The organism is Achromobacter sp. 2789STDY5608621, assembly GCF_001299375.1.
GTDB lineage: Bacteria > Pseudomonadota > Gammaproteobacteria > Burkholderiales > Burkholderiaceae_B > Achromobacter > Achromobacter insuavis.
This window is the reverse complement of record NZ_CYTU01000071.1, coordinates 1-24,121: the sequence shown is the minus strand read 5'-3', so window position 1 is coordinate 24,121 and position 24,121 is coordinate 1. Positions and strand designations below refer to the sequence as shown.

The 24,121-nt window shown below is 70.3% G+C and carries 21 protein-coding genes; 7 read left to right on the top strand and 14 right to left on the bottom strand.

What is annotated here, in order from left to right; translation table 11 throughout:
• From AOZ53_RS31345 to AOZ53_RS31330, 4 genes are all read right to left on the bottom strand, one after another.
• Positions 1-714 (bottom strand): DUF1254 domain-containing protein (locus AOZ53_RS31345; protein ID WP_231690716.1); only part of this gene is annotated, 714 nt, incomplete at its 3' end.
• 182 nt (positions 715-896) lie between these two features.
• Positions 897-1,445, bottom strand: coding sequence for an ureidoglycolate lyase (locus AOZ53_RS31340; RefSeq protein ID WP_054490849.1), 549 nt, complete (start codon positions 1,443-1,445; stop codon positions 897-899).
• Positions 1,442-1,681, bottom strand: coding sequence for an Arm DNA-binding domain-containing protein (locus tag AOZ53_RS31335; protein WP_054429173.1), 240 nt, complete (start codon positions 1,679-1,681; stop codon positions 1,442-1,444). The genes AOZ53_RS31340 and AOZ53_RS31335 overlap by 4 nt, the downstream gene beginning before the upstream one ends.
• 49 nt (positions 1,682-1,730) lie before the next feature.
• Positions 1,731-2,249, bottom strand: a complete 519-nt coding sequence (locus tag AOZ53_RS31330) for an SRPBCC family protein (protein WP_054490848.1) — start codon at positions 2,247-2,249, stop codon at positions 1,731-1,733.
• An 84-nt stretch (positions 2,250-2,333) separates the two neighbouring features.
• On the opposite strand from AOZ53_RS31330, the gene AOZ53_RS31325 reads away from it, so the two are divergent.
• Positions 2,334-2,714, top strand: coding sequence for a cupin domain-containing protein (locus AOZ53_RS31325; RefSeq protein WP_054490846.1), 381 nt, complete (start codon positions 2,334-2,336; stop codon positions 2,712-2,714).
• 36 nt (positions 2,715-2,750) lie between these two features.
• Here the strand turns inward: AOZ53_RS31325 and AOZ53_RS31320 are convergent, their stop codons facing one another.
• Together AOZ53_RS31320 and AOZ53_RS31315 are read right to left on the bottom strand one after the other, a co-directional pair.
• Positions 2,751-4,010 carry an MFS transporter gene (locus AOZ53_RS31320; RefSeq protein ID WP_369815797.1) on the bottom strand — a complete coding sequence of 420 codons (1,260 nt, stop codon included), beginning with the start codon at positions 4,008-4,010 and terminating at the stop codon, positions 2,751-2,753.
• Positions 4,011-4,095: 85 nt separating this feature from the next.
• Positions 4,096-5,502, bottom strand: coding sequence for a sensor histidine kinase (locus AOZ53_RS31315; RefSeq protein ID WP_054490844.1), 1,407 nt, complete (start codon positions 5,500-5,502; stop codon positions 4,096-4,098).
• A gap of 66 nt (positions 5,503-5,568) precedes the next feature.
• On the opposite strand from AOZ53_RS31315, the gene AOZ53_RS31310 reads away from it, so the two are divergent.
• From AOZ53_RS31310 to AOZ53_RS31295, 4 genes are all read left to right on the top strand, one after another.
• Positions 5,569-6,207: a response regulator gene (locus AOZ53_RS31310; protein WP_054429177.1), complete on the top strand. Its 639-nt coding sequence runs from the start codon at positions 5,569-5,571 to the stop codon at positions 6,205-6,207.
• A gap of 274 nt (positions 6,208-6,481) precedes the next feature.
• Positions 6,482-7,045, top strand: coding sequence for an RNA polymerase sigma factor (locus AOZ53_RS31305; RefSeq protein ID WP_054429178.1), 564 nt, complete (start codon positions 6,482-6,484; stop codon positions 7,043-7,045).
• Between the two features lie 184 nt (positions 7,046-7,229).
• Complete coding sequence (locus tag AOZ53_RS31300) at positions 7,230-10,394, top strand: WG repeat-containing protein (RefSeq protein WP_054490842.1); 3,165 nt, start codon at positions 7,230-7,232, stop codon at positions 10,392-10,394.
• Positions 10,391-13,279 (top strand): WG repeat-containing protein, encoded by a 2,889-nt coding sequence (locus tag AOZ53_RS31295; protein WP_054490840.1) that lies wholly within the window; start codon positions 10,391-10,393, stop codon positions 13,277-13,279. Before AOZ53_RS31300 ends, AOZ53_RS31295 begins: the two co-directional genes overlap by 4 nt.
• A 42-nt stretch (positions 13,280-13,321) precedes the next feature.
• Here AOZ53_RS31295 and AOZ53_RS31290 read toward each other — a convergent pair whose 3' ends face one another.
• Entirely contained in the window at positions 13,322-14,182 is an 861-nt protein-coding gene (locus tag AOZ53_RS31290; RefSeq protein ID WP_054429181.1) for an isocitrate lyase/PEP mutase family protein, read from the bottom strand.
• Between the two features lie 105 nt (positions 14,183-14,287).
• Here AOZ53_RS31290 and AOZ53_RS31285 point away from each other — a divergent pair, with 105 nt between their 5' ends.
• Entirely contained in the window at positions 14,288-15,166 is an 879-nt protein-coding gene (locus AOZ53_RS31285; RefSeq protein ID WP_054429182.1) for a LysR family transcriptional regulator, read from the top strand.
• Positions 15,167-15,209: 43 nt separating this feature from the next.
• Here AOZ53_RS31285 and AOZ53_RS31280 read toward each other — a convergent pair whose 3' ends face one another.
• The 4 genes from AOZ53_RS31280 to AOZ53_RS31265 form a co-directional block, all read right to left on the bottom strand.
• Positions 15,210-16,025 carry a siderophore-interacting protein gene (locus AOZ53_RS31280; protein WP_054475635.1) on the bottom strand — a complete coding sequence of 272 codons (816 nt, stop codon included), beginning with the start codon at positions 16,023-16,025 and terminating at the stop codon, positions 15,210-15,212.
• 25 nt (positions 16,026-16,050) lie between these two features.
• Positions 16,051-16,926, bottom strand: a complete 876-nt coding sequence (locus AOZ53_RS35145) for a PadR family transcriptional regulator (protein WP_054490838.1) — start codon at positions 16,924-16,926, stop codon at positions 16,051-16,053.
• A 108-nt stretch (positions 16,927-17,034) separates the two neighbouring features.
• Positions 17,035-17,931, bottom strand: coding sequence for a DMT family transporter (locus AOZ53_RS31270; protein ID WP_054429184.1), 897 nt, complete (start codon positions 17,929-17,931; stop codon positions 17,035-17,037).
• 73 nt (positions 17,932-18,004) lie between these two features.
• On the bottom strand, positions 18,005-18,943 hold the full coding sequence (locus AOZ53_RS31265) for a helix-turn-helix transcriptional regulator (RefSeq protein ID WP_231690715.1): 939 nt from the start codon (positions 18,941-18,943) through the stop codon (positions 18,005-18,007).
• Positions 18,944-19,038: 95 nt separating this feature from the next.
• Here AOZ53_RS31265 and AOZ53_RS31260 point away from each other — a divergent pair, with 95 nt between their 5' ends.
• Entirely contained in the window at positions 19,039-20,484 is a 1,446-nt protein-coding gene (locus tag AOZ53_RS31260; protein ID WP_054490836.1) for an MFS transporter, read from the top strand.
• A 24-nt stretch (positions 20,485-20,508) separates the two neighbouring features.
• On the opposite strand, the gene AOZ53_RS31255 is transcribed toward AOZ53_RS31260, so the two are convergent.
• From AOZ53_RS31255 to AOZ53_RS31245, 3 genes are all read right to left on the bottom strand, one after another.
• The gene (locus AOZ53_RS31255; RefSeq protein ID WP_054490834.1) at positions 20,509-21,276 is read right to left on the bottom strand and encodes a phytanoyl-CoA dioxygenase family protein; all 768 of its coding nucleotides are present in this window, start codon (positions 21,274-21,276) and stop codon (positions 20,509-20,511) included.
• A 133-nt stretch (positions 21,277-21,409) separates the two neighbouring features.
• Positions 21,410-22,528: an AI-2E family transporter gene (locus AOZ53_RS31250; RefSeq protein ID WP_054429187.1), complete on the bottom strand. Its 1,119-nt coding sequence runs from the start codon at positions 22,526-22,528 to the stop codon at positions 21,410-21,412.
• Between the two features lie 170 nt (positions 22,529-22,698).
• Positions 22,699-23,763, bottom strand: a complete 1,065-nt coding sequence (locus tag AOZ53_RS31245) for a LysR family transcriptional regulator (RefSeq protein WP_054429188.1) — start codon at positions 23,761-23,763, stop codon at positions 22,699-22,701.
• Between the last annotated feature and the right edge of the window lie 358 nt (positions 23,764-24,121).

The window sequence follows — 24,121 nt, the reverse complement described above, 5'->3', positions numbered from 1 at the left end:
GCGCATCGGCGCGGGCGATTCGGGCGCCAGCCACTCGATCGTGGCCGGCGCGGGCGGCGGCTTCTTCAGGTAGGCCGAGAGCGGCTGGATGCGGTAACCGTCCTCGATGCGCTTGACGTTGGCCTGGTCCGAGGACGAGAAGCGCTGGATGCGCCCCGCGAGGCTCACCAGCTCGGTCTCGGCGCTGATCACCGTGGCGATGCCCGTGGGCGCGGCGCCGTTCCAGCGCGGCCCGGCCACCAGATACCTGCCGCCGCCATTGCCCGTGGCGCGGCTGCCGAGATAGGCGAAGTTGAAGCCATACAGGTCGGTCAGCCGCAACGCGTGGTAGCGCCTGGCCTCCATCGGCGGCACGCTGACGACGACGGGCTCGGCGCGCAGGTCCAGCACGGCGGAAAACTGCGGCGCGTCGTCCGGCGCCGGCTCGGCGCGGCCGAGGGTGTTGAACGGCCCGCGGTAGTGGGGATTGCCCCGATCGATGCTGGCGGCATACATGGCCTGGTAGCTGGCCACCATGGGATAGCCGTAGACATAGGCTTCCTTGGCGATGCGGCGCGCCTCGGGCGCCGACACGCCGTCGATGCCGACGTACTGCGCCCCCGTCGCCGCGTCGGGCGAGGTGAAACTGCAGCCGGCCGCGCCGGTGCACAACGTCAGGACAAGCAGGCCGCGAACATAGCGGGTCGATCCAACGCCAGCGAGGCGTATGCGCATTCCATGCTCCAGCAGGGCAAGCCGTTGGCAACGCCCGGGTGGCGGCAGCGTCGCGACAAAAAACAGTCGCTCAAATTCTGGCACATTTCACCACGCCGGTGAAAGCGCGTGGCGATGACAGGACGACTTCACGCAAGCCCGATGGCCGCATGGCGCCCGGGACGCCACGCGGTCTGCGTAATTCAGTCCGGCAAATGCGGGGCTTCCAGTTGCCGCGGCGGGATCGACGTGATCGCGCTTTCGCTGGCGCAAGCATCGGTGGTCAGGTGCTGGATCAGGTCGAGCGTGGTCGAGCGGCGCGTCAGCATCAGGCAGGTGACTTCCGCGTCGGCCACGCGCGTGGCGTGCCAACAGCCGGGACGCATGCAGACGCCTTGCCCGGGATCGACGCGAAACGCCGCCAGCGTGTCCAGGTCGGGGCTGCCATCGGCCGCGCTGCGGGCCACCACCTGGATGATGGCGCCGGTCAGCGGCACGATCGCCTGCTGCGTCAGCAGGTGCTTCTCCAGGCTGGCGACATCGGGCGAGGCGCTGCGGTAGTTGACCCACAGCACCTCGGCGTCGCCGCCCGCGCCGGTGTTGAAGACATGTTCCTGCCAGAAGTCGGTGGCGTCGTTGCTGAACAGCGGCACGCCATTGCCCTGCGGGATCGGCTTGCCGAGCATCCAGCCATAGGATGCGAAGGCATCGGCGGTCAGGTCGTAGATGGGCAATGCGGCAACGCGGGTCATGTCTCGTCCTTGGCGGATGGGGCGGCGGCGGTGCGCTTGGGAAATTCGGCGGCGTAGTCGAAATCGCCGCGCGCGATCGCCGCCAGGATGGCGGTGCGCCGTTCGGCGGCGCGCTTGAGGTTGGCGGCGGTCGGCTTGACGCGGATGCGCTCCACGCAATGGCGGCCCTGGTAGAAGAAACCGATCTCGATGGACGATTCGGATGCCGGCCGGACGCCGTCGAATCCCTTGTTCATGCCGACACCTACGCCGGATGCGAGCCGGCGCCCCCTGGAAAGACCCGGATTATCGCAGTTTTTCGAGTATTCCAGCCGCTTCGCCAGCGCGCGCCTGCGCGGCCTGGCTGGCCAGCGCCAGCCTGCGCCAATTGCGGCTGGCGTAGGCGTGGGCCTGGCGCAGCCCCGCCCACAGGCCGAGGCGCTTGGCCCAGCGCCAGCGGCCGGCGGCCTCGAACTGCGTGGTCCGGCGCACCTCGGTGCCTTGCCCGGGCAGCGGCCGCAATTCGAAGGTGTCGACCAGCGTCCCGACCCAGTCGGCGCACCAGACCGTGCTGCGCTGCATCTGGTAGCGCAGGCGCTCGCCGGGCTGCAGGATCAGGATGCGCTGGTCGATGGTGCCGCGATCGGTGGTGCACTGGCGCGTATGGCCCACGGCGGCCGCGCCTTCGAGCACCTTGCAGCTGATCGGCTTGGGCACGCCGAGGCGGAACAGCAGCGGCCGGCTGTCGTCCATGCGCGCATGCAGGAAGTGCGGCCAGATGTGCTGCGGCTCGCACGGGAACAACCAACGGGATTCGATCTGCATGCGGATTCCTCGCGACGATGGCGCGCCGTCGAGACGGCCTTCGGCACTGTTATAACGCCTATTACCCCCGCTCTGGAGACCGCCATGCCCACCGACCTGTCATCGCAGTACGTCTTCCTTGACGCCGCCGGCCACGCCACCCCGCTCGCGGGCGGCGACGCCTTCTGGTCGCAATCGCATGAGGACCTGGAACGATACGGCCGCGGCTGGCTGGTGTCGGAATACCCCTGCGCCCGCGACTGGCCGCAATGGGAGATGCATCCGCAAGCCGACGAGATCGTACGCCTGATGGCCGGCGCGGCCGACCTGCATCTGGACGGCCCTGCCGGCATACAGGTCGTCCGGCTGCGGGCGGGCGACGCCTACGTGGTGCCGCGCGGCGCCTGGCATACGCTCAAGGTGGTGGAGTCCTGTCGCATCCTGCACATCACCATGGGCGCGGGCACGCAGCACCGGCCGGTCTGACGAAGCGCAGGCGGCGTGACGACGCCTGCGCGCGGTTCAGCCGGCGGCTGCGGCGGCGCGGATGCGCGGCAGCTCGCGGTCGTCGATGGGCCAGTGCAGCGCCGCCGACAGCACGCCCAGCGCCATCGCGCCGATCCAGATCAGGTCGTACGAATGGGTCGCCTCGTACACCACGCCGCCCAGCCAGACGCCGAGGAACGAACCCACCTGGTGGCCGAAGAAGACGAAGCCGAACAGCGTGGTGATGTAGCGCACGCCGAACACCTGCGAGATCAGGCCATTGGTCAGCGGCACCGTGCCCAGCCAGACGAAGCCCATGACCGCGGCGAACACGTACACCGACGCGGGCGAAAGCGGCAGCAGGAAGAACAGCGCCATCGCGGCGGTGCGCAGCAGGTAGATGCCGGCCAGCAGGTATTTGCGGCGATGGTGCGCGCCCAGGATGCCGCAGACATAGGTGCCGGCGACATTGGCGAGCGCGATGATGGCCAGCGCCGCGACCGCGTCCGCCGCGCGCAGGCCCTTGTCCATCAGGTAGGCCGGCAGGTGCGTGCCGATGAAGGCGAGCTGGAAGCCGCAGGCCAGGAAGCCCAGGTTCAACAGCCAGAAGCCGGGCTGCGCGAAGGCCTCGCGGATCGCCGCGCCCAATGGCTGCTCGGGCGCCGCCGCGGCGCCAGCAGCCCGCCGCGACGTCTCTTTCAATGGCCAGGCCAGCGGCATCACCACCGCCAGCACCGCCGCGAAGATCATCAGCGCGCCGACCCAGCCCGTGCCGCCGATCAGCCACTGCGCGGCAGGCACCATGGTGAACTGCCCCAGCCCGCCGACGGCGCCGGCCACGCCCAGCGCCCAGCCGCGCCGCTCGGGCGGCACCAGGCGGCTGAGCGCGCCGTAGATGACGGCGAACGCCGTGCCGGATAGCGCAATGCCGATGCAGATGCCGGCGGTCCACATGAAGGCCGCGGGCGTGGCGGCATGCGCCATGCCCGCCAGGCCCAAGGCGTAGAACACCAGTCCGCCCAGGATGACCTTGGCCGAGCCGAAGCGGTCGGCGATCATGCCGGTGAACGGCTGCACCACGCCCCAGGTCAGGTTCTGCACCGCCAGCGCCATGGCGAAGGTTTCACGCGACCAGCCCCGGTCCATGGTGACCGGCAGCAGGAACAGGCCCTGCACGTGGCGCACGCCCAGCGCCAGGCCCATGACGATGCCGCCCGCCAGCACCATGAGCCACAGGTTGCGGGGCGCGGCGGCGGGACCGGGCGAAGAAGCGACGGACGATGCGGCGACGGACATGGCGAACCTCGGGCGTGGGACGTCGATCCCGTGCGGATGGATGGATGATGCTATTACAGGGGCGCTTCGGCCCCGCTTCAACTGATTATTTTTCGCCGGCTGCATGCGCGCCGGGAATGCCAGCCGGCAGCCACAACGAGAACACCGAGCCCTTGCCCGTCACCGAGCGCAGCGCGATGTCGCCCTGCAGCAGATCCGCCAGGCGGCGCACGATGGCCAGCCCCAGGCCCAGCCCCTCGTTCCCCTGCGACGCGGCCGGCGCGCCGGCGCCGCGCGTGAACTCGGTGAAGACGGTTTCCTGCAGGTCGGGCGCGATGCCCGCGCCGGTGTCCCAGACCTGGATCAGCACGCCGCCCCGCCGCCGGCGCGCCGACAGCAGCACCCAGCCGGCCGGCGTGTACGACAGGGCATTGCCCAGCAGGTTGTCGAGGATGCGGCGCAGCAATGCCGGATCGGTCTGCAGCGCCAGCGAGGTCGGCGCCACCACCAGGCGCAGGCCGCGCGCCCGCGCCTGCGGTTCGTAGTCCAGCCGGATGTCGTCGAACAGGGCGTCGAGCGCGACGGCGCGGCGCTCGGTGCGCACCAGGTGCGCGTCCAGGCGCGACACGTCCAGCAGGCCGTCCAGCAGGCGGTTCAGCCCGTCGAGCACGCCCTGCTGGCGCCGCGCCACATGCAACGCGTCCTGTGGCGTGACGCTGCCCTGCTCGGCGCGGCTGGCCAGGATGTCGGTGAACATGCCGAGCGCGTGCACCGGCTGGCGCAGGTCGTGCCCGGCGGCGGCCAGGAAGCGGGTCTTGGCGCGGTCGGCCGCGGCCACGCGGTCGCGCTCGTGTTCCAGGCTGCGGATCAGGGCGCTGTTCTCGAAGCGCAGCGCCACCGTGGTCCTGAGGCTGCGATAGGTGACCGCGCTGAAGTACAGGTTCACCGCCAGCAGGCAGACGCCGAAGGCCGCGTACACCAGGTGCAGCCCGTCGGCCGCCGCCAGGCAGGCGGCGATGAACGGCGCCACCATGCCCAGCGCCGAGCCGACGTAGGCGGGCGGATAGGCCGACAGCGACGGCACCGCGCCGCTGCACATGCCGGCCAGCATCACGCAGCCGAACGCCAGCAACAGGTCCTGCCCCGACATCACCGCCAGCAACCCGGCCAGCCCCCACAACAGGCCCGAGGTCCATGACAGCAGGCAGAAGCCGCGCACCCAGGGCCGCACCGGCCCGGCCGCGCGCCGCAGGAACCGGCGGCAGACGAGCACGCGCGCCAGCGTCAGCAGATAGACGGCGCCGATCCACGCCGCCAGCACCCCGGCGGGCGCGGCCTCGCGCATGACGTAGAGCACCGGCAGCGCGACGGCGAAATTGGCGAACAGGACGCCATACGATTGCTTGTAGAGCAGCGTGGCCAGCTCGGTCGCGATGGCGTCGGCGACGGGGGCCGCGTGCGCGGCGGCGGTGCCCGGTGGCTGGGGCGGGGATAGCGCGGCAGGGGCGGTCATGCGCCTGGATCGGTCCCTATAATGGTGCATCATTCTGACACAAGCCGCGGCGCCCTCACCGCCCTCATGACCCCGACCTCCCCGCCTCCCCTGCTGCGCATCCTGCTGGCCGACGACCACGGCATCGTGCGCGAGGGCCTGAAAATGGTGCTGAGCCAGGCGGGCGCGATGATCGGCTCGATCGACGAAGCGGCCACCGGCGAGCAGGTGCTGGCGCTGCTGGCCGCGCATGGCGCCGACGTGCTGGTGCTGGACCTGGGCATGCCCGGCGTGGCGGGCTCGGGCTGGGTGCGCGCGCTGCGCGAACGCCATCCCGCCCTGCACATCATGGTGCTGACCGCCAATACCGACGCCCGCAGCCGCCAGGCCATCCTGGAGGCCGGCGCCGACGAATACCTGGCCAAGACCGGCAGCTCGCGCGAACTGATGGCCGCGATCCAGCGATTGCACGACGGCCAGGCCGGCCGCCCGGCGCAACCCCGGCCCACCCACGCGCCGGCGCCGGCCGAGACCCTGACGCGGCGCGAGCAGCAGGTGCTGGCGCTGGCCGCGCAGGGCGCCACCGCCGCGCAGATCGGCGCGGCCCTGCACATCAGCCCGCTGACCGCGCGCAAGCATCGCGAGAACCTGATGCGCAAGCTCGCGCTGCACAGCACCGCCGAACTGGTGGCCTACGCGGTGCGCCTGGGCCTGCCCAGCGCCTGATCCGCGCGGCGCCTGCCTGACCGCGGCCGCGCGGCGCTGGCCAAAATACGGCACGCGCCGTATTTGCTACCGAATCTTCCAAACGTAGACTGGTTTCGCAGCATCCGCTTTCTCTTTCCGACAGGGCCATGGGAGATCGCGGGGCTGCACCGCACTCCCCCACGCCACTTTCCGCGCAGACCCGCCCGGGCCGCGCAGGACACGTGCGCGCCCGCGCCAGGCGCCCGCCGCGGCGCTGCGGGCGTCCCCGTCCACGACCCGCAGCACCGCCACCATGCCCCCTGCCTCCTGTTCGTCCGCCGCCATTCCCTCCTCCCCGCTGGCCGACCCGGTCAGCCAGCTGGTGCGCGAAGAGTCCGAACGCCTGCGACGCTTCGTGCTGCGCCAGGTGGGCAACAGCTCCGACGCCGACGAGATCACGCAGCAGGCCTTCGTCGAGATGTCGTCGAGCTTTGACCGCTTCCGGGGCGAGAGCAAGCCGTCGACCTGGCTGTTCGGCATCGCCCGCAACCTCATCCGCAATCACCTGTCGCGCGCGCCCGAACGGCGCTATGCGTTCGTGAGCGAGGACGCCCTGGTCGAGGAACATGACCGCCGTTCGGACCCGGCCGCGCGCACCGAACTGCTGCAGACGCTGCGCATCCTGGAGCGGTCGCTGGCCGCCATGCCGCCCGACCTGGGCGAGGTGCTGATGATGATCTGCGCCGACGGCCTGTCCTACGAAGAGGCCGCGGCGCAGCTGAATCTGCCGATCGGCACGGTGCGCAGCCGCCTGTCGCGGGCGCGGTCGCTGCTGCGTTCGCGCATGCGCCAACAGGGCGCCTGGCTCGACGATTGAGCCGCCCGCGGGCGCGTTGTTAACGGTTCGTTTTCTATCGTTACATTTGTCGTTTCTTTGCTTGCTACTGCTGGTTACAGTGCTGCCTTCGTTCCCCTTTGGCAGGCATCACCACCATGCGGCACGTCCGGCTACGCTCGATCCCCCTGATTGCACCTTCGTCCGCCGCCGCGCGGGTCGCGCCATGAGGCGCGCCCTCACACTGCGGCCGCTGGCGCTGGCTGTGGCGCTGGCCGGTCTTCATGCCGGCGCCCAGGCGGACGAGGCGTTCGCCGACTGGCAATACGATTGTGTCGGCCGCACCTACGCCATCACCCCGGACGTGTCGTGCAACCGCGACTACGCCGAAGGCCTGGCGGCGGTGCTGACCGGCAAGGCGAGCGACGCCGCCGGCACCTGGGGCTACATCGACAAGCAGGGCCAGATGGTCATCACGCCGGCCTACCAGGACGCCGAGTCGTTCCAGAACGGCCTGGCCGCCGTGCAGCAGGACGGCCTGTGGGGCTACATCGATACGCGCGGCGCCTGGGTGATCAAGCCGCGCTTCGCGCGCGCCTCGGGCTTCAACGCCGCGGGCACCGCGCTAGTCGAGGACGATGAGCGCGACGTGCTCATCAATCGCCAGGGCCAGGTCGTCAAGACCTTCGAGCTGGGCACGCGGTCGTGGGGGTTCGAACCCGGCCAGAAGCTGGCGGCAATGGAAGTGCCGCAAGCGCCGCGCCTGTTCAATACCGCGACCGGCCGCGCCCTGACGCTGCCGACCGACGTAATGCGGCTGGAGCGGCCGGTCGCCGACACGCTGCCGGCGCAGCGCCGCAGCAACCGCTACGGCGGCCTCTGGGGCCTGCTGGATGCCAACGGCAAATGGGCCATCGCGCCCGACGTGCTGGGCTCGGACCAGCCGCCGCTGCGCGACGGCGACACGCTGGCCGTGCACCGCGAGCAGTCCTGGATGTTCGTGCGGCCGGACGGCACGCCGCTGACGGCGGGCCGCTATGAAAGCGTGGCCCAGCCCGGCGCGGGCCTGTGGCTGGTCAAGCCCCGCGACACGGCGCGGTACGTGCTGCTGGATGCCGACCTGCGGCCGATGCGCACCTTCACCAACCCCTACGTGGGCGTGGAGGAAAGCGGCGGCTGGAAGGTGCTGACGGACGTCGACGCGGTCGTGATGATCGCCCCCGGCGGCAATATCGTGGTGACGCCGGCTGCCTTCGGCCGTGTCACGGTCAGCGACGACGGCCTGGCCTGGCTGTATGCCCAGGGCCCCCGCGACGCGTTCGCGAGCGACGCGGCCAAGCCTGCCTCCGAGACCGATCACCCCGACGCCCTCGAGGCGCCGGCCGAGGCGGGTCCCGGCCCCGCCGACCCTCCGCCGCCGATGGCGCCGACCCTCATCGAATCCGCGCCGACACCGACGACCGCCGACGCCGCCGGTCCGCCGGTCGATGCCGCGGCGGCCGATGCCGCGGCGGTCGATGGTGCGGGCCCGGCCGTCGATGCCGCGGCCGACAACGCGGCGCCGGTCGCCGCCGAAGCCGCGACGCAAGCCGCCGCCGATGCCGCCGCCAGCGACGCCGGGGAAGCCGCGGCCGATGCCGCCACCAGCGTCGCGGTGGCCGGCACCGACAGCGAAGCCACGCTGCGCCAGATCTACCGCGCCGACGGCACCGCGTTGCTCGACAGCGATACCGCCGAACGCCTGGGCCAATATCGCGTGCTGCCCTTCTCCCCCCGGCGCGCCAACGACAGCTCGCGCGAGGCCGCGCCCGGCGCCGACCAATTGCCGCTGGCCCTGCTGCGGCCGAACGACTACCAGCAGCCCACCGGCATCCTGACGCGCTCGGGCAAGATCGTCACCAATCCCGACTGGGACGACATGAGCACCTACGACGCCGCCGCGCCGCTGCTGGTGAAGACGCGCAAGCGCACCGTCGGCGCCATCGACGCCGAGGGCAACTGGATCCTGCCGCCCACCTACGCCGGCATCGGCGGCTTCAAGGGCGCCTACAGCTGGGCGCGCACGCCGGCCATGAGCCGCGACGAAGCCGTGCTGATCGACACCCGCGGCAATACGCAGAAGCTGCCGGCCCACGTCGAAGTCAACGGCGAAAAGATCAATGGCGACCTGCTCTATTTCTACAAGCAGGACGACCGCCGCAACCGCCACTGGGGCCTGTGGAACATCCGCGGCGCCAGCATCGCCGTGGCGCCGACGCTCGACCGCATCGAGGATTTCCAGGACGACTGGGCCAAGGCGCAGGACCGCGACCGCTGGGGCATCATCGACCGCCATGGCAAGTGGGTCGTGCCGGCCACCTACGCCGGCAGCTACGACCTGGACTACCTCGGCAACGGCTACCTGCTGGCGCGCGAGCCCAAAGGCAAGAATGACTCGGGCTACCGCGACGACTACCGCCTGATCCATCTGCCCAGCGGCAAGCGCAGCGTGGTGCTGCACGAGAAACCGCGGGACCTGAAACAGGGCCGCTACCTGGGACAGGGCAAGGACGGCGGCACGCTGCTGTTCGACGCCGACGGCGGCATGACCCGCCTGTTCGACGGCGTGCCCGAGCGCCAGGATCAGTTCGGCGACTGGATCTACGTGCAATACCGTTCGCGCAACGGCGCGATCGACGCGCGCGGCAACCTCAAGGTCTCCGCCAGCAGCGGCGAGTTCAATCCGTTCTTCGTCCAGCCCGAGGGCCTGGCGCGCGTCTACGACGGCCAGCGCTACCGCCTCATGGACGAAAACGGCAAGGCCCTGCTCGAAAAGCTCGGCGATGGCACGCCGCTGGCCTCCATGCAGCGGGTGATCTTCCGCGACAGCGACGCGGCGGAAAGCGTCATGACCGACCTGCAGGGCCGCGAAATCACGCGCTTCAAGGGCGAGTTCACTGTCGAGGAGCGCACCGCCAGCGAGGGCGTGGTGGCCTATCGCGGCAGCGGCGACCGCTACGGTTTCGTCAATGCCGCCGGCAAGCGCATCGTCGGCCCCTACTTCAACAAGCTCGGTCCGCTGCGCGACGGCCTGGCGCTGGCGCGGCGCGACCAGCGCAGCGGCAAGCTGCTCGGCTACATCGACCTGAGCGGGCGCTACGTGATCCCGCCCGAGTTCGGCTGGGCCGGCGACTTCAAGGAGGGCCGCGCGCTGGTGCGCCGCGATCGCCTGCTCGAATTCATCGACACCCGCGGCAAGACCACCGCCACCTTCGGCCTGCTGTGCGGCCAGATCATCGTGATGGACGCGCAGGAACGCGTGACCTGGCCGCGCGAGAAGCTGACCTGCCCCGACGCCGTCGGGACCGAAGGCGTGCCCGTCCCCGAATCCACCAAAGCAGAACAATCATGACCACGCGCGCGTTTCACGCCACCCGTATCGCCTGCGCCGTCGCCGCGCTCGGCCTGTCGCTGTCCGCCCACGCGCAATACCGCCAGAACGGCATTCCCTGCGTCGACGGCCTGATGGATCCGGCCGCGACCAGCCGCGACATCCAGGACTACCAGGGTCCCGCCGGTTGCATCGGGCCGCTGTCGGACAATCGCGCCGCCGTGCTGCTGCCGTCCTCGCTGGAGGAAATCGACCGCGTGCCGACCGACCAGTCGCTGCGCCGGCATGCCTGGGGTTTCATCGACGGCAACGGCAAGCTCGTGGTGCAGCCGCAGTTCGAACGCGTCGGCAACTTCCACCACGGCCTGGCCGCGGTGCGCTGGAAGGGCAAGTGGGGCTATATCGACGGCAAGGGCAGGATGGCGGTGCCGCCGCGCTATGACAGCGTCGGCGACTTCGTCGAGGCCGGGCTGGCGGTGGTGACGCTGGACGGCCAGCGCCAGCTGATCGACCGCGGCGGCAAGGCCGTGGGCGACGCGCTCGACGCCAGCGTCGACAACGTGATCCTGGGCGAGGGCCGGCCGGCGCAACTGTCCGTCACCTACCGCGAGGAATACCGCTCCCCCGACGGCGAGCGCCGCTACGCCAAGGATGGCCTGCGGGTGGTGTCGAGCTACGGCAAGGACCTGTTCATCGGCGTCGACGACCATGGCATGTACGGCCTGCTCGACGCCGACTGGAACTGGCGCATGGAACCGAAGTTCAGCGACATCACGCGGCAGAAGGACGACCCGCTGGCGCTCGGCATCGGCGACGATGAGGTGGTGCTGATCGACGAGCAGGGCGCGCTGATCGGCGAGGGCAAGCGCTATCAGCGCCTGGGCCGCGTCGGCAAGGCGTTCTGGAGCGCGCAGCTGCCGACCACGGGCTACGCGCTGCTGGACGCGCGCGGCCAGCCCATCGCCACGCTCACCAACGAGGAAGCGAACGCCTCGGATATCTACGACAACACGCTGGTCTACCGCTCGGGCGACACGCTCAAGGCCTATGTGCCCGGACGCGCCGAGGCCCTGACGCTGGGCAGCCGCGACCTCAAGCCCGAGCAGAACGAAGGCGGCTATCTGCTGCTGCGCGACAAGGCCGGCAATGTCGCCGGCCTGCTGACGCCCAAGGGCGCCTGGCTGCAAGGCGACAACGCGCCGTCCTGGCTGGCGCAGGCCAGCCGGCTGGCGGTGCGCCAGGGCAAGCTGTGGGTTTCCAGCCAGGACGGCCAGCTGCTCAACGCCATCGATGCCGACGGCCGCGCGGTGCTGCAACCCGAGGCGGTCGAAGCGGCGCAAGGCTCGCAACTGCGCGACATGCCGCTGGACGTGCCCGACGGCCCGCTCGGCGTGCTGGGCCAGGGCTATTGCCACTGCACGGAAGGCGGCGCCGGCCTGCTGCTGGCCGACGGCAGCGTCGCCACCCGCAAGGACTGGAGCGAGATCGTGCCGCTGGACGGCCCGCGCGACAACGACACGGCGGAGGACGCCGCCGAGGCCGCGCCGCTGACCGCCGACCAGTTGCGCTTCGCCGCGCAGACCGACGAGGGCGTGCAGCTGCTCGACGGCCGCGGCCAGCCGATGGACCTGCCGCTGCAACAGCACATCGGCGCCTTCCGTCACGGCTACGCGCTGATCTACGCCAAGGGCGAGACGCGCCTCATCGACCGCGCCGGCAAGACCTATGCCCTGCCCGACTACTTCGAGGCCGAAGTGGTCGCGCCGGGACTGGTGCGCTACCTGAAGACCGCGGCCGAGGGCGACCCCTGGGGCCTGTACGACTTCATCGCCGGCAAGGAAGTGTCGGCCCCGGTCTTCCAGTACATCGGCGCGTTCCACGACGGCCGCGCCATTGCCGCGCTCGGCAAGGACAAGGTGGGCCTGATCGATGCGCAGGGCAAGTGGATCGTGCCACCGCGCCACAACGACGCCCGCCGCGTCAACGACAAGCTGTGGCTGATGTACCAGGCGGGCTCGAAGGAAGAGGACTACCGCCGCCCGGCCGCGCTGTTCAATCGCGAGGGACGCGTCCTGACCAGCTTCCAGCCGGCGTTGGATGTGTCGCGCGACGGCAGCGGCGCCTATCTGGCCTACAGCCAGAAGAACCGCTGGATCATCGCGCCCGACGCCTCCGACGCGCTCGACCTGCAGGACGCGAACTACACGCCGATGGGCGCCTGGCTCGCCATCCGCCGCGCCGACCGCCACGGCTATGTGGATGGCCAGGGCCGCTGGCAGATCGCGCCGGGCGCGGTGCCCGGCACGCGGTTCCAGGGCAAGCCGGCACGCGCGCTGGTGAGCGGCGAAGACGGCGCCCGCCTGATCGACGAACACGGCAAGACCGTGGCCAGCCTGCCGGCCGGCGACTGGTACTGGCCGACGGGATCGGCCTGGCTGCTGCGCGCGGACGCCGACGCCGCCGGCAACCCGGTCACTGTCTACACCGACACCACGGGCAAGACACGCCTGACCCTGCCGGGCACCGCGACCTCGTTCTCCGAAGGCCAGGCGGCCGTAGTGCTGCCCAACGGCAACATGCGCGCGGTCAACGAAAAGGGCGTGGAGAGCGGACCGACGTTCAGCTACATCGGCCCGCGCCGCGACGGCCTGGCGGCGGTCCTGGTCGGCGACCGCTACGGCTACGCCGACGGCCAGGGCCGGCTGGCGATCACGCCGGTCTACCTGTGGGCCTCGGCGTTTGCCAACCAGCGCGCCGTGGTGTCGACGCGGGATCTCTCGATGATCGTGGACGAGCGCGGCACGATGGTGGCGCGCGTCTCCATGGAATGCGGCATCCGCACGCTCCACGGCAGCTATAACCAGCGGCTGTGGCCGCTGTCGATGCCGCAGCGCTGCCGCCAGTGAGGCCGCGCGCGCCGGAACGAGCCGGCGCGCGCCCCGGCCCTGCTACTGCGCGTCCAGCGCCAGGTAGCGGCGGGTCTGCACGATCTCTTCGCGCTCCTTGAAGCTGGTCAGGCGGTCGGCCAGCGCGCTGCTGTCGCCGGTCTCGCGGATCGCCGCCAGCGTGGCCTGCATGGCGTGGATGGCGGCGCGTTGCAGGTCCGACGGAATGATCGCCAGGCGATAGCCCATCGCGGCCAGGTCGGGCAGCGGCACCAGCGGCGTCTTGCCGCCATAGAACATGTTGATCAGCTTCAGGCCGGGCAGCCGGTCGGCGATGGCGCGGATCTGCTCCAGCGTTTCCGGCGCCTCGACGAACACCATGTCGGCGCCGGCCTTCACATAGCGCTCGGCGCGCGCGATGGCGGCATCGAAGCCTTCCACCGCGATTGCGTCGGTGCGCGCGATCACCAGCGTGTCGGCATCGGCCAGCGTCTGGCGCGCGATGTGGACCTTGCGGCACATTTCCTCGGCGTCCACCAGGCTCTTGTCGTCCAGGTGGCCGCAACGCTTGGGAAACGACTGGTCCTCGATATGGAAGGCCGCGACGCCGGCGCGCTCCATGATGCGCACCGTGCGCTCGACGTTGGCCGAACCGCCGAAGCCGGTGTCGGCGTCGGCCACCACCGGCAGGCCGCTGGCGTCGACGATCTTCTCGACCCGGTCCATGACCTCGGTGAAGCTCAGCAGGCCGATGTCGGGATAGCCCGCGGCGCGCGCGATGGCGCCGCCGCTGGCGTAGACGGCGTTGAAGCCGGCCGCCGCCACCAGGCGGGCCGACATGCCATCGTAGGCGCCGGGCGCCACCACGATGTCCTGGGCCAGATGGCGGCGCAGCAGCGCGCCGGGGGTGGGAGTCGAAGCCATGCGCATTCCTTTGGAAACGAAGAGGGGATGTGCGCATCATCGTTCCGCCGCACTAGAATGTCCAATATATGGAAAATTGACAATCGGTACTTTCTGGATACCAATATGGAACTGCGCCACCTGCGCTATTTCGTGGCCACCGCCGAGGCCCAGCACTTCACCCGCGCGGCCGAGCAGCTGGGCATGGCGCAGCCGCCGCTGTCGCAGCAGATCCGCCAGCTGGAAGAGGAAGTCGGCACGCCGCTGTTCGACCGCCGCGGCCGCGGGGTCAGCCTGAACGACGCCGGCCACGCCTTCCTGGCCTGCGCACAGGACATCCTGCAACGCGCGCAGGACGCGGTGCGGACGGCGCGCCGCGCCGCGCGCGGCGAGGTCGGCGAACTGTCGCTGGGCTTCACCGAATCGGCGTCGTTCCATCCGGTCGTGACCGAATTGATCCGGCTCTACCGGCAGCAATACCCCGATGTGGAAATGACGCTGTCGCAGGACGACAGCGAAACGCTGGTGGCGCGCCTGCGCGAAGGGCTGATCGACGCGGCCTTCGTGCGGCCGCCGTTCGCGATGGACGGCGGCCTGCGCTTCACGCAGCTGACGGAAGAGCCGCTGGTGGTGGCGCTGCCGCTGGGCCACGCGCTGGCGCGGCGCAAGCGGCTGGCGCCGGCCGACCTGACGCAGGAACGCTTCATCCAGTATTCGCGCAAGTCCGGCTATGGCCTGAGCGCCGACATCATGGCGGCGTGCCGCCAGCATGGGCTGAATCCGCTGCCGGGCCAGCGCGCGCCGCAGTTGTCATCGGCTGTGAACCTGGTGGCGGCCGGCATGGGCGTGGCGATCGTGCCGGCGTCGCTGCGCCACCTGCGTCCGGACGGCGTGGTCTACCGCCCCTTCGCGCTGGACTGGCCGCGCGCGGTGCTGGGCCTGGTGGTGCGCGACGATGCGCCCGGTGGACGCGTGGCCAACCTGCTGGCGCTGGCGCAGGGGTAGTCGCGCGCGCGCGGCCCGAACCCGCGGCCTGATTCCCGCAGCGTCAATCGTCGTGCGATTCGTGCACGGCGATGGCGCCGCGCTTCCAGTAGCTGGCGGCGCGGATGCGGCTCTTGTCGACGCCGTGCTGCGCCACCATGATTTCACGCACCGCCTTGGCCACGGCCGACTCGGCCGCGATCCAGGTATAGCCCTCGCCCGCCGGCAACGCCAGCTCGCGCGCGGCCTCCAGGAGCAGCGTGCTGTAGCCGGCGGCGGTGCCGTCGCGATGCAGCCAGCGCACCGCGGCCTGTGCCCGGGTCGGCAGGGCAATCTCGTTGGCGGCAGACGGCACCTCGATCAGCACCAGCGCCTGCGCGGTCGCGGGCAACTCCTCCAGGCGGCGGGCGATGGCGGGCAGCGCGGTCTCGTCGCCGATCAGCACGTGCCAATCGAAGCCCTTGGGCACCACGAACGAGCCGCGCGGGCCGCCGATGCCCAGGCGCTGGCCGGCCTCGGCCTGCTCGGCCCAGGTCGAGGCGGGGCCATCGCCGTGCAGCACGAAGTCGATATCCAGTTCCTCGCGCGCGGCGTCATAGCGGCGCGGGGTGTAGTCGCGCGCCGCGGGGCGCGGCGCGCCGTCGGGGAACTTGATGCCGTCGGGGCCGACCTCGGGCAACAGCAGGGGTTGCGAGGGATCGGCGGGGAAAAACAGTTTCACGTGGTCGTCGAAGGACGCGGACACGAAGTCGCGCAGGTCGTCGCCGGTGAAGGTGACGCGGGCCAGCAGGCCGGCGATGCGCTCGACGCGCGCCACGGTCAGGATGCGCATCTTCAGGGGATGGCGCACGCGTTCGACAGTCAGGTCGCTACGGGTCATGGGGTCTCCAATGGAATAGGCGGAATCAGTCACAGCTCTTGCCGGTGATTGCCGCGGTCGCGCGGCGCAGGATGGCGGCGATGCGACGTTGTTCGGCGGGCGACGCCTCGGTGCGCTGCAGCAGCGCGTGGCGGATCTCCTGGCGGGCGTGCACGAACTCATCGATCCAGCCGCTGGCGTCTTCCTCGTCGGTAGCCGGACGCGGCTCGCCGCTCCAGGCCTGGCGCATCCAGTCCATCTTGCGGGCCACGTGCTTGAGCTTGTTGAACATCACCGACAGGCGCTCGCGGTTGGCTTCCAGGTATTCGCGGCCCGGGTCCGCCAGGTGGTAGCGCTTCTTGCTGCCTTCCTGCTCGACGGTGGCGTAGCCCAGTTCTTCCAGATAGGTCAGCGCCGGATACACCATGCCCGGGCTGGGCGTGTAGAAGCCGTTGGACATCGCGCCCAGCGCCTTGATCAGCTCGTAGCCGTGGCTGGGGTTCTGTTCCAGCAGGCCGAGCAGCATCAGTTGCAGGTCGTCGGCCGAGACTTTGCGGCCGCGCGCCCAATGACGGCCATCGCCTCCGAAGCTGTCGTCGGCATCGCCGCCCCGGCCGTGGCCGCCCCACGGGCCGCCAAACCAGCCGCGCCCGCCGCCGGCATGACGGCCATGACGGCCGCGGCCGCCTTCGTGGCGACCATCCGCGCCGTGGCCGGCGTGGCCATGACGTTCGTAGGGGTCGTGATGATCGAGGGATTCGTGGCGACCGCGATGATCGTGGAATTCGGGATGGCCGTGATGGCCGTGGTGATGATCGTGGTGGCCGTGGTGGTCGTGATGGCCACGGTGGCCGTGGTGGCGCTCGCGCGATTCATGGCGCGAGCCGCGGGCAAAGGCGGTCAGGAAGTGGAAATGGCGCATGGGGGCCTCGCTGGGAGTCTGACGTGTTACTTAAAACATATCTTAAGATATATGTCTTACGATACACAGACACGATTCCGGCCGTCAAGCGCCTTTTGCGTGACGCCGCTACCGGGGCGTCTTGTCGAGCACGCCGGCGGCGATGCCGGCCACGATCAATGCCATCCCCAGCAACAGCGGCGCGCTCAGGGGCTCATGCAGCACCACCGCCGAACACAGCAGGCCGACCACCGGCACGCCCAGCAGGCCGATCGACGTGACGCCCGCGGGCAGGGACCGGTTCACGTTCACCGCCGCCCAATACGCCACGGCGATGCCGAACACGCCGCCATAACCCAGCAGCCAGCCCAGGTCCGGGCTCCACGTCACGCGCGGCGCGCCCTCGGCCGCCCAGGCGACCGCGGCCAGCACGCCGGAGGCCAGCAGCGCCTGCCAGAACGCCAGCTCGAACGGCGGCGTGACCCAGCGGTGGGCGCGCACGTAGACGATGTTGGCGGCCCAGCACAGCGCCGCCAGCAGCACCAGGCCGTTGCCGAACACGGCCTCGCGATTGCGCCAATCGAACGCCAGCGGATTGAAGATGACGACCAGCCCCAGCAGGCCGAGCGCCAGCCCGAGTTGCCGACCGCGCCCGATTGGCTCGCCCAGGAACACGCGCGCGGCCGGAATGACCCACAGCGGCGTGGTATAGGCCAGCACCACCGAGCGACCGGCCGGCACGTATTGCAGGCCAAGACTGACCAGGGCGGCGAACGCGCCCATGTGCAGCAGGCCCACGCTCAGGATCACGGGAATGTCGGCCTTGACCGGCCAGGCCACCCGCCGCAGCGCCAGGCCCAGCGCCAGCAGCGCGGCGGCGCCGGCGACGCTGCGCGCGGCCACCGCCCAGATCGGGGTCATGTATTGCAGCAGCAGCTTGCTGACGACCCAGGTGAAGCCCCAGGCCAGCACCACCACGACGAGCAGCGACAGGGCCTGGCGGCGGGGCAGGATTTGAGTGGACATGGCGCGAGCGGAAGTGGCGAATCGCCCCGACTATAGAAGCGCGCCGCGCCCCCGCCGTAGCGCCACGCGGCGCCTAATCTCTGGAGCCACGCGCGGCCGCGCGCGGCTTGCGCGCCAGCCAGCGCGCGACAGCCGCGGCCTGTGGTTCGTCCGGCGCGGGCGCGTACACCACCAGGCGCAGGTGGCGGCTTTCATCGACCGACAAGGTGGAATGCTCGAACGCCACCTCGCCCAGCGCCGGCAGGCGCAGGCTGCGCACGCCCATGCAGGCGCCGTGCACGTCGTGCTCGCGCCACCAGGCCTTGAACTCGGGCGCGACGCGTTCCAGTTCGTCGACCAGTTCGGTGATGTCCGGCGCGCCCGAGGCCGAGGCGAAATCGCGCCGGAAGGTGGACAGCATCGCCGGCGCCTGCGCCGGCCAGTCGACGAACAGCTCGCGCATCGGCGGATCCACGAACAGCATCCACAGCAGGTTGCGCCGCCCCGCCGGCTGCGCGCCAAAGCCGAACACGCGCTCGGCGGCGGCGTTCCACACCACCACGTCCCAGCGCAGGTTGAGGATGTAGGCGGGACGCGCGGGCAGGTCGTCCATCAGGCGTCGCACCTGCGGCGGCACGGTGCACCAGGTGCGACCCGGCTCGGCTGGCGGACGCTGGTGCGCCAGCAGGTACAGGTGGCGCCGTTCCGCCGCGTCCAGCCGCAGCACGCGCGCCAGGTTTTCCAGGAAGGTGGCCGACACACTGATGTTGCGGCCCTGCTCGAACCAGGTGTACCAGGCCAGGCCGACGCCGGCCAGCGCCGCCACTTCCTCGCGCCGCAGGCCGGGGGTACGACGACGGCCGCCGGCGGGCAGTCCCAGCGCGGCCGGACTCAGGCGCTCGCGGCGCAGCCGCAGGAATTCGGCGAGGTCGGCGCGGGTGCGGTCCAGCCGCTGCGCGCCCGTGCCGAGCGCGCCGGCTCGCGGCGCGGGCGCGGCGGCCGGCGCCGCGTCATGCGAAGGGGAACGGGGCATAGGCTATTGCCTTCAGTAATAGCATAAACAGCTAAATTGTATGAGGCTCGAACAGCCCACAGAATAGCGCCGATCCCCACTCCCGCGGCCTGTCCATGTCCTCCGCCACCCTGCCCTCGCCCTGCCCCGATGCCGCCACCAAGCCCGCCACGCCCGGCCCGCTCGGCCTGGCCGTGCTGCTGTCCGGCGGCTTCATCACGATCTTCGACCTGTTCGTGGTCAACGTCGCCATCCCCAGCATGCAGACGACGCTGGCGGCCAGCTTCGCGCAGATCAATTTCATCATCGTCGCCTACGAGCTGGCCTATGGCGTGCTGCTGATCGCGGGCAGCCGGCTGGGCGACCGTCATGGCCGCCGGCGCCTGTTCATGCTGGGCATGGCCGGCTTCGCGCTGGCCTCGGCGCTGTGCGGCCTGGCACCCGACGCCAACACGCTGATCGGCGCGCGCGTGCTGCAGGGCGTGGCCGCGGCCATGCTGTTCCCGCAGGTCTACGCGCTGATCCGCGTCAGCTACGACGGCCATGCGCGGCGCCGCGCCTTCGGCCTGCTCGGCATGACGCTGGGACTGGCGGCCATCGCCGGCCAGGTGCTGGGCGGCTGGATCGTGCATGCCGATCTGTTCGGGCTGGCATGGCGCACGATCTTCCTGGTGAACGTGCCGGTCGGCCTGCTGGCCTGGCGGCTGGCGCGCCACATTCCGGAATCGCGCGACGCCGCGGGCGCGCCGATGGATTGGGGCGGCTCGGCGCTGGTCGGCGCGGGACTGGGCCTGTTGCTGCTGGCGCTGGTCGAAGGCCCGGCACGCCATTGGCCGACGTGGACGCTGGCCTGCGGCGCGGCGTCGGTCGCGTTGCTGGCGCTGTTCGTATGGATGCAGCGCCGCGCCGGCGCCGCCGGCCGCGCGCCGCTGGTCGACATGACGCTACTGGCGCAGCCGCGCTTCGCCGCGGGCTGCCTGCTGGTGACGCTGGTGTTCTCCACTGCCAGCGCCATGTTCCTCTGCTACGCCCTGCTGTTGCAGACCGGGCTGGGCGTGGATGCGCTGACGGCGGGCACGGTGTTCGCGCCAGCCAGCGTCGGCTTCGTGGCCGGCTCGATGGCGGCGCCGCGGCTGGTGGCGCGCTTCGGCACGCACGCGGTCACCGTGGCCGCGCTGCTGTATGGCGGCGCCACGGCCACGCTGATGTGGCAGGTGGGCGCGGCCGGCGCCGCGCTCGCGCCCTGGTCGCTGGTGCCCGTGCTGGTCTGGCTGGGCGCGGCGCAAGGCGCCGTCAACACGCCGCTGGTGAACCTGGCATTGGGACTGGTGGAAGACCGCCAGGCCGGCATGGCGGCGGGCGTGGTCGCCACCTTGCAGCAGGTCGGCGCGGCGCTGGGCGTGTCTGCCGCCGGCATGCTGTTCAGCGGCACGCTCGATGCGCTGGCGGACGCGGCCACTGGCGACCGCTACGCGCAGGCCTTCGCCAGCGCGATGCGCTTCAACCTCGCGGCCATCGGCGCGTCGGTGCTGTTGCTGGGGTGGCTGGGACGGCGCCGTTGACGACGCCATCCCGAGGACGCGGCGCTATGGCGCCAACGGCACGCCCGGCTGGCTGGCCGAACGCGTGCCCGGCAGCGGATGGCAGGACTGCGGATGATAGGTGTGCACCAGCGACAGCTTGACGCGGTCGCTGCGGTTGCCCTGCGCCGCGTGCAGCGTGCGGCAATGGAAGAACACCAGGTCGCCGGCGCGCAGCTCGGGACAGACGGCGCGCCCGATCCATTCGGCATTTTCGGGCGCGTCGTCGCGGAAGAATTTCTTCTCGTCGAACTGCGCCGGCTGGAACGCGGCCGCGTGCGAACCGGGGATGAACGACAGGCCGCCGTTGTCCCAGGTCTCGTCGCCGAGCGCCAGCCAACAGGACACCAGGTCGGTGTCGGAGAACGACCAGTAGCGGATGTCCTGGTGCCAGCCGGTCAGGCTGCCGTAGGCCGGATGCTTGGTCATCACGCAGTTGTGGTGCACGGTGGACAGCACCGGCGTCTCGCCGAAATAGCGCGCCAGCGATTGGCCGATGCGCGGGTCGGTGGCCCATTGCGCGAACAGCGGATCGCGGCCGTAGGCGCCGAGCAGGCGCCGCACCGTCAAGCCGCCTGCGGCGTCGCGCGACTCGGGGGCGCCGGGATAGCGCAGATCCGCCTCGTATTCGATGGGCGCCACGTGCTCGTGCAAATGGCGCTCGGCCAGCGCGCGCAGCGCCGCCACCTCGGCCGGGTCCGCGAACTGGCGCGCGACCACGAACCCCTGCTCGCGCAGGACCGCTAACTCATCTTCTTGCAATGACCCGGACATGATGAACCTGCCAAACCCTCAGACCCCGCGGCATGAGCTGCAAGCGTCTGCGCACACGGCAGGCGCGTGCCGGACGAGGCGCCGGCGAGCGCGGGAGAGCTAGATTACACCCAAACCCGCAGCCCCGGCCCGGCTAGGCCTGGCCGCCGGTCGGCGTATTGTCGGGCGGCGCGCCGGCCCTGAGCCGGGCGGTGTCGCGCTCGACTTCCTCGTGGTTGACCCATTCGCGCCACACGGCCACCAGCAGCGCCATCAGCACCGGGCCCACGAACAGCCCGACGATGCCCATGGTCTTCACGCCGCCCACCAGGCCGAAGAAGGTCGGCAGGAACGGCAGCTTGACCGGGCCGCCCACCAGGCGCGGGCGCAGCGTCTTGTCGACGATGAACAATTCGACGCTGCCCCACACCATCAGCGCGATGCCCGCCACCATGTGGCCGGAACCGACTAGATACAGCGACACCAGCGTGAACGACAGCGGCGCGCCGCCAGGGATCAGGGCCATGAAGCCGGTGACCACGCCCAGCAGCACCGGCGACGGCACGCCCGCGACCCAGTAGGCGATGCCCAGCACCACGCCCTCGCCCAATGCGATCAGGCCCATGCCGGTGACGGTGGAATTGATGGTGGCCGGCACCACGCGCGAAAAACGCTGCCAGCGCGCCGGCAGGATGCGTTCGCCCAGCACGTCCAGTTGCGCCACCATGCGCACGCCGTCCTTGTAGACGAAGAACAGCGTGATCAGCATGAACAGTACGGTCAGCAGCAGCTGGAACACATTGCCGGTGGCGGCCAGCACCATGCGGTAGATATTGCCCAGGTGTTCGCCGCTGACGGCCTCGACCAGCGCACCCAGCGCATGCGGCTGGCCGATGTAGGCCTCCCAGTATTCGCCAAGCCGGTCGCCCACCACCGGCATCGAGGTGATCCAGTTCGGCACCGCGACGCCGTGGCGGTTGGCGGCGATGGCCCAGGCGAAGAAGGTGCTGGCTTCCTTGATGGCGTACGACAGCGCCAGCGACAGCGGCACGATCAGCACCACGATCACCACCAGCAGCGCCAGCGAGGCCGCCAGCGCGGTGCGGCCGCCGCAACGCGCGACCAGCCGCTGGTACAGCGGCCAGCTGGCCAGGCCGATGATCAGCGCGGCCAGCGCGGGCACCAGGAAGCCGCTGAGGAAATACACCCCCGCCAACAGGACGAGCAGCAAAAGCCAACGGGCGATCAGGTAAGCGGGAAGTACAGGCTGCATAGAGCGGATCGACAGTGAATGCGTTGAGGCTTTGACTGTCGGACTATACAGACGTTTCCAGAAATACGAGGGACGCAAGGCCTGTATTTACTACGGGGTTTCCCGGGTTTTCCAGGATTTTGCCGGCGAATTGCCGGCATGGCGGGCCAGGCGGCCCGCCATGCGCCCGCCTACAGGGCGTATTCCGCGGCTTCCTCGCGCGCGGTGCGGCGGCGCGGCATGGGCTCGTTGGCGGCGGCCACGCCGGCCACGGCCATCTGCTTGGCCTGGCTGACCTGGCGTTGCTGGAACACGCCGCAGCTGGCGGCGGCCGGGTCGGTCTCGTCGCGGCCGCTGAGCAGCGGGCAGCTGGCGAACAGTTCCGCGACCCAGTCGGCGAACGCGCGCACCTTGGGCGACAGCTGGCGGCTTTGCGGATACAGCACCGAGATCGGGGTGGCGCTGGGCTTCCACTGCGGCAGCACTTCGATCAGCTCGCCCGACTGCAGGTACGGCAGCGCCATGTAGCGCGGCGTCTGGATCAGGCCGAAGCCCTTCAGGCCGCAATCCAGGTAGGCGCCGGCCTCGTTCACCGCCACGGTGCCGCGCATGTCCACTTCCTGGTGCTTGCCGTCGATCTTGAAGTCCCAGGCGCAGTTGCGGCCGGTGCGGCTGGAGAAATAATGCACCGCGTGGTGGTTGCGCAGTTCCTCGATGGTCTGCGGCATGCCATGGCGCGCGACGTAGGTCGGCGAGGCGCAGGTCACGGTCTGCAGCGTGCCGATGCGGCGCGCCACCAGGCTGGAGTCTTCCAGGTCGCCGGCGCGGATGACGCAGTCGACGGCCTCCTGCACCATGTCCACCGGACGGTCGCCCAGGCCGAGCACCAGCTCGACGTCGGGGTACTTGTCGTGGAAATCACACAATGACGGAATCAGGATCAGCCGGCCGATACAGGTCGGCACGTCGATGCGCAGCCGCCCCTTCAGGCGCAGGGCCGCTTCCTGGAAGCAGGCCTCGGTTTCCTCGACATCGGCGAGAATGCGCACGCAATGCTGGTAGTAGCCGGCGCCGTCGGGCGTCAGGCCGATGCGGCGGGTGGTGCGGTTGAGCAGGCGCACGCCCAGCAGGCGTTCGAGGTTCTGGATGATGGTGGTGACGGTGGTGCGCGGAAGCGAGAGGCTGTCGGCCGCCCGGGTGAAGCTATTGGCGTCCACGACGCGCACAAACACCTGCATAGCCTGAAAACGGTCCATGGCGACGGTGTCCTTTAAGGGCAATTTGGTCGGGGTGTACGGAGCATAACCCGAAACGGTCCGGGATTAGACAAATCCACCGAACAGTGTTGCCGAGATAGCAGTGTTTATCCGCGCCCGCAAAACACTCAGAATGCAAACCATCTTGAAGTGCCCGTGCCGCCCGGCGCCATCCCAGGGCCTGTCAATCCTCAGACTCCGATCCCGGTAGAACCCGTCCCCAAATAGACGGATTTCACCAGGGAAACGTAACCGCGTCGCATGTTGCACTGCAATATGACATCGGTGTTTCAGGACTGCCAGACCCGCCGCGATGCCCGCCCCCGCCGCCCCCCGCCCCCCCCGCGGGCCCCCGCAA

What these genes read in the sequence shown, in the direction of transcription:
- AOZ53_RS35145 (WP_054490838.1), bottom strand. Translation starts at nt 16,926, where the DNA reads ATGCGCCATTTCCACTTCCTGACCGCCTTTGCCCGCGGCTCGCGCCAT.
- AOZ53_RS31335 (WP_054429173.1), bottom strand. Translation starts at nt 1,681, where the DNA reads ATGAACAAGGGATTCGACGGCGTCCGGCCGGCATCCGAATCGTCCATC.
- AOZ53_RS31285 (WP_054429182.1), top strand. Translation starts at nt 14,288, where the DNA reads ATGGAACTGCGCCACCTGCGCTATTTCGTGGCCACCGCCGAGGCCCAG.
- AOZ53_RS31250 (WP_054429187.1), bottom strand. Translation starts at nt 22,528, where the DNA reads ATGCAGCCTGTACTTCCCGCTTACCTGATCGCCCGTTGGCTTTTGCTG.
- AOZ53_RS31260 (WP_054490836.1), top strand. Translation starts at nt 19,039, where the DNA reads ATGTCCTCCGCCACCCTGCCCTCGCCCTGCCCCGATGCCGCCACCAAG.
- AOZ53_RS31300 (WP_054490842.1), top strand. Translation starts at nt 7,230, where the DNA reads ATGAGGCGCGCCCTCACACTGCGGCCGCTGGCGCTGGCTGTGGCGCTG.
- AOZ53_RS31270 (WP_054429184.1), bottom strand. Translation starts at nt 17,931, where the DNA reads ATGTCCACTCAAATCCTGCCCCGCCGCCAGGCCCTGTCGCTGCTCGTC.
- AOZ53_RS31310 (WP_054429177.1), top strand. Translation starts at nt 5,569, where the DNA reads ATGACCCCGACCTCCCCGCCTCCCCTGCTGCGCATCCTGCTGGCCGAC.
- AOZ53_RS31245 (WP_054429188.1), bottom strand. Translation starts at nt 23,763, where the DNA reads ATGGACCGTTTTCAGGCTATGCAGGTGTTTGTGCGCGTCGTGGACGCC.
- AOZ53_RS31280 (WP_054475635.1), bottom strand. Translation starts at nt 16,025, where the DNA reads ATGACCCGTAGCGACCTGACTGTCGAACGCGTGCGCCATCCCCTGAAG.
- AOZ53_RS31320 (WP_369815797.1), bottom strand. Translation starts at nt 4,010, where the DNA reads ATGTCCGTCGCCGCATCGTCCGTCGCTTCTTCGCCCGGTCCCGCCGCC.
- AOZ53_RS31325 (WP_054490846.1), top strand. Translation starts at nt 2,334, where the DNA reads ATGCCCACCGACCTGTCATCGCAGTACGTCTTCCTTGACGCCGCCGGC.
- AOZ53_RS31330 (WP_054490848.1), bottom strand. Translation starts at nt 2,249, where the DNA reads ATGCAGATCGAATCCCGTTGGTTGTTCCCGTGCGAGCCGCAGCACATC.
- AOZ53_RS31265 (WP_231690715.1), bottom strand. Translation starts at nt 18,943, where the DNA reads ATGCCCCGTTCCCCTTCGCATGACGCGGCGCCGGCCGCCGCGCCCGCG.
- AOZ53_RS31290 (WP_054429181.1), bottom strand. Translation starts at nt 14,182, where the DNA reads ATGGCTTCGACTCCCACCCCCGGCGCGCTGCTGCGCCGCCATCTGGCC.
- AOZ53_RS31305 (WP_054429178.1), top strand. Translation starts at nt 6,482, where the DNA reads ATGCCCCCTGCCTCCTGTTCGTCCGCCGCCATTCCCTCCTCCCCGCTG.
- AOZ53_RS31315 (WP_054490844.1), bottom strand. Translation starts at nt 5,502, where the DNA reads ATGACCGCCCCTGCCGCGCTATCCCCGCCCCAGCCACCGGGCACCGCC.
- AOZ53_RS31295 (WP_054490840.1), top strand. Translation starts at nt 10,391, where the DNA reads ATGACCACGCGCGCGTTTCACGCCACCCGTATCGCCTGCGCCGTCGCC.
- AOZ53_RS31340 (WP_054490849.1), bottom strand. Translation starts at nt 1,445, where the DNA reads ATGACCCGCGTTGCCGCATTGCCCATCTACGACCTGACCGCCGATGCC.
- AOZ53_RS31255 (WP_054490834.1), bottom strand. Translation starts at nt 21,276, where the DNA reads ATGTCCGGGTCATTGCAAGAAGATGAGTTAGCGGTCCTGCGCGAGCAG.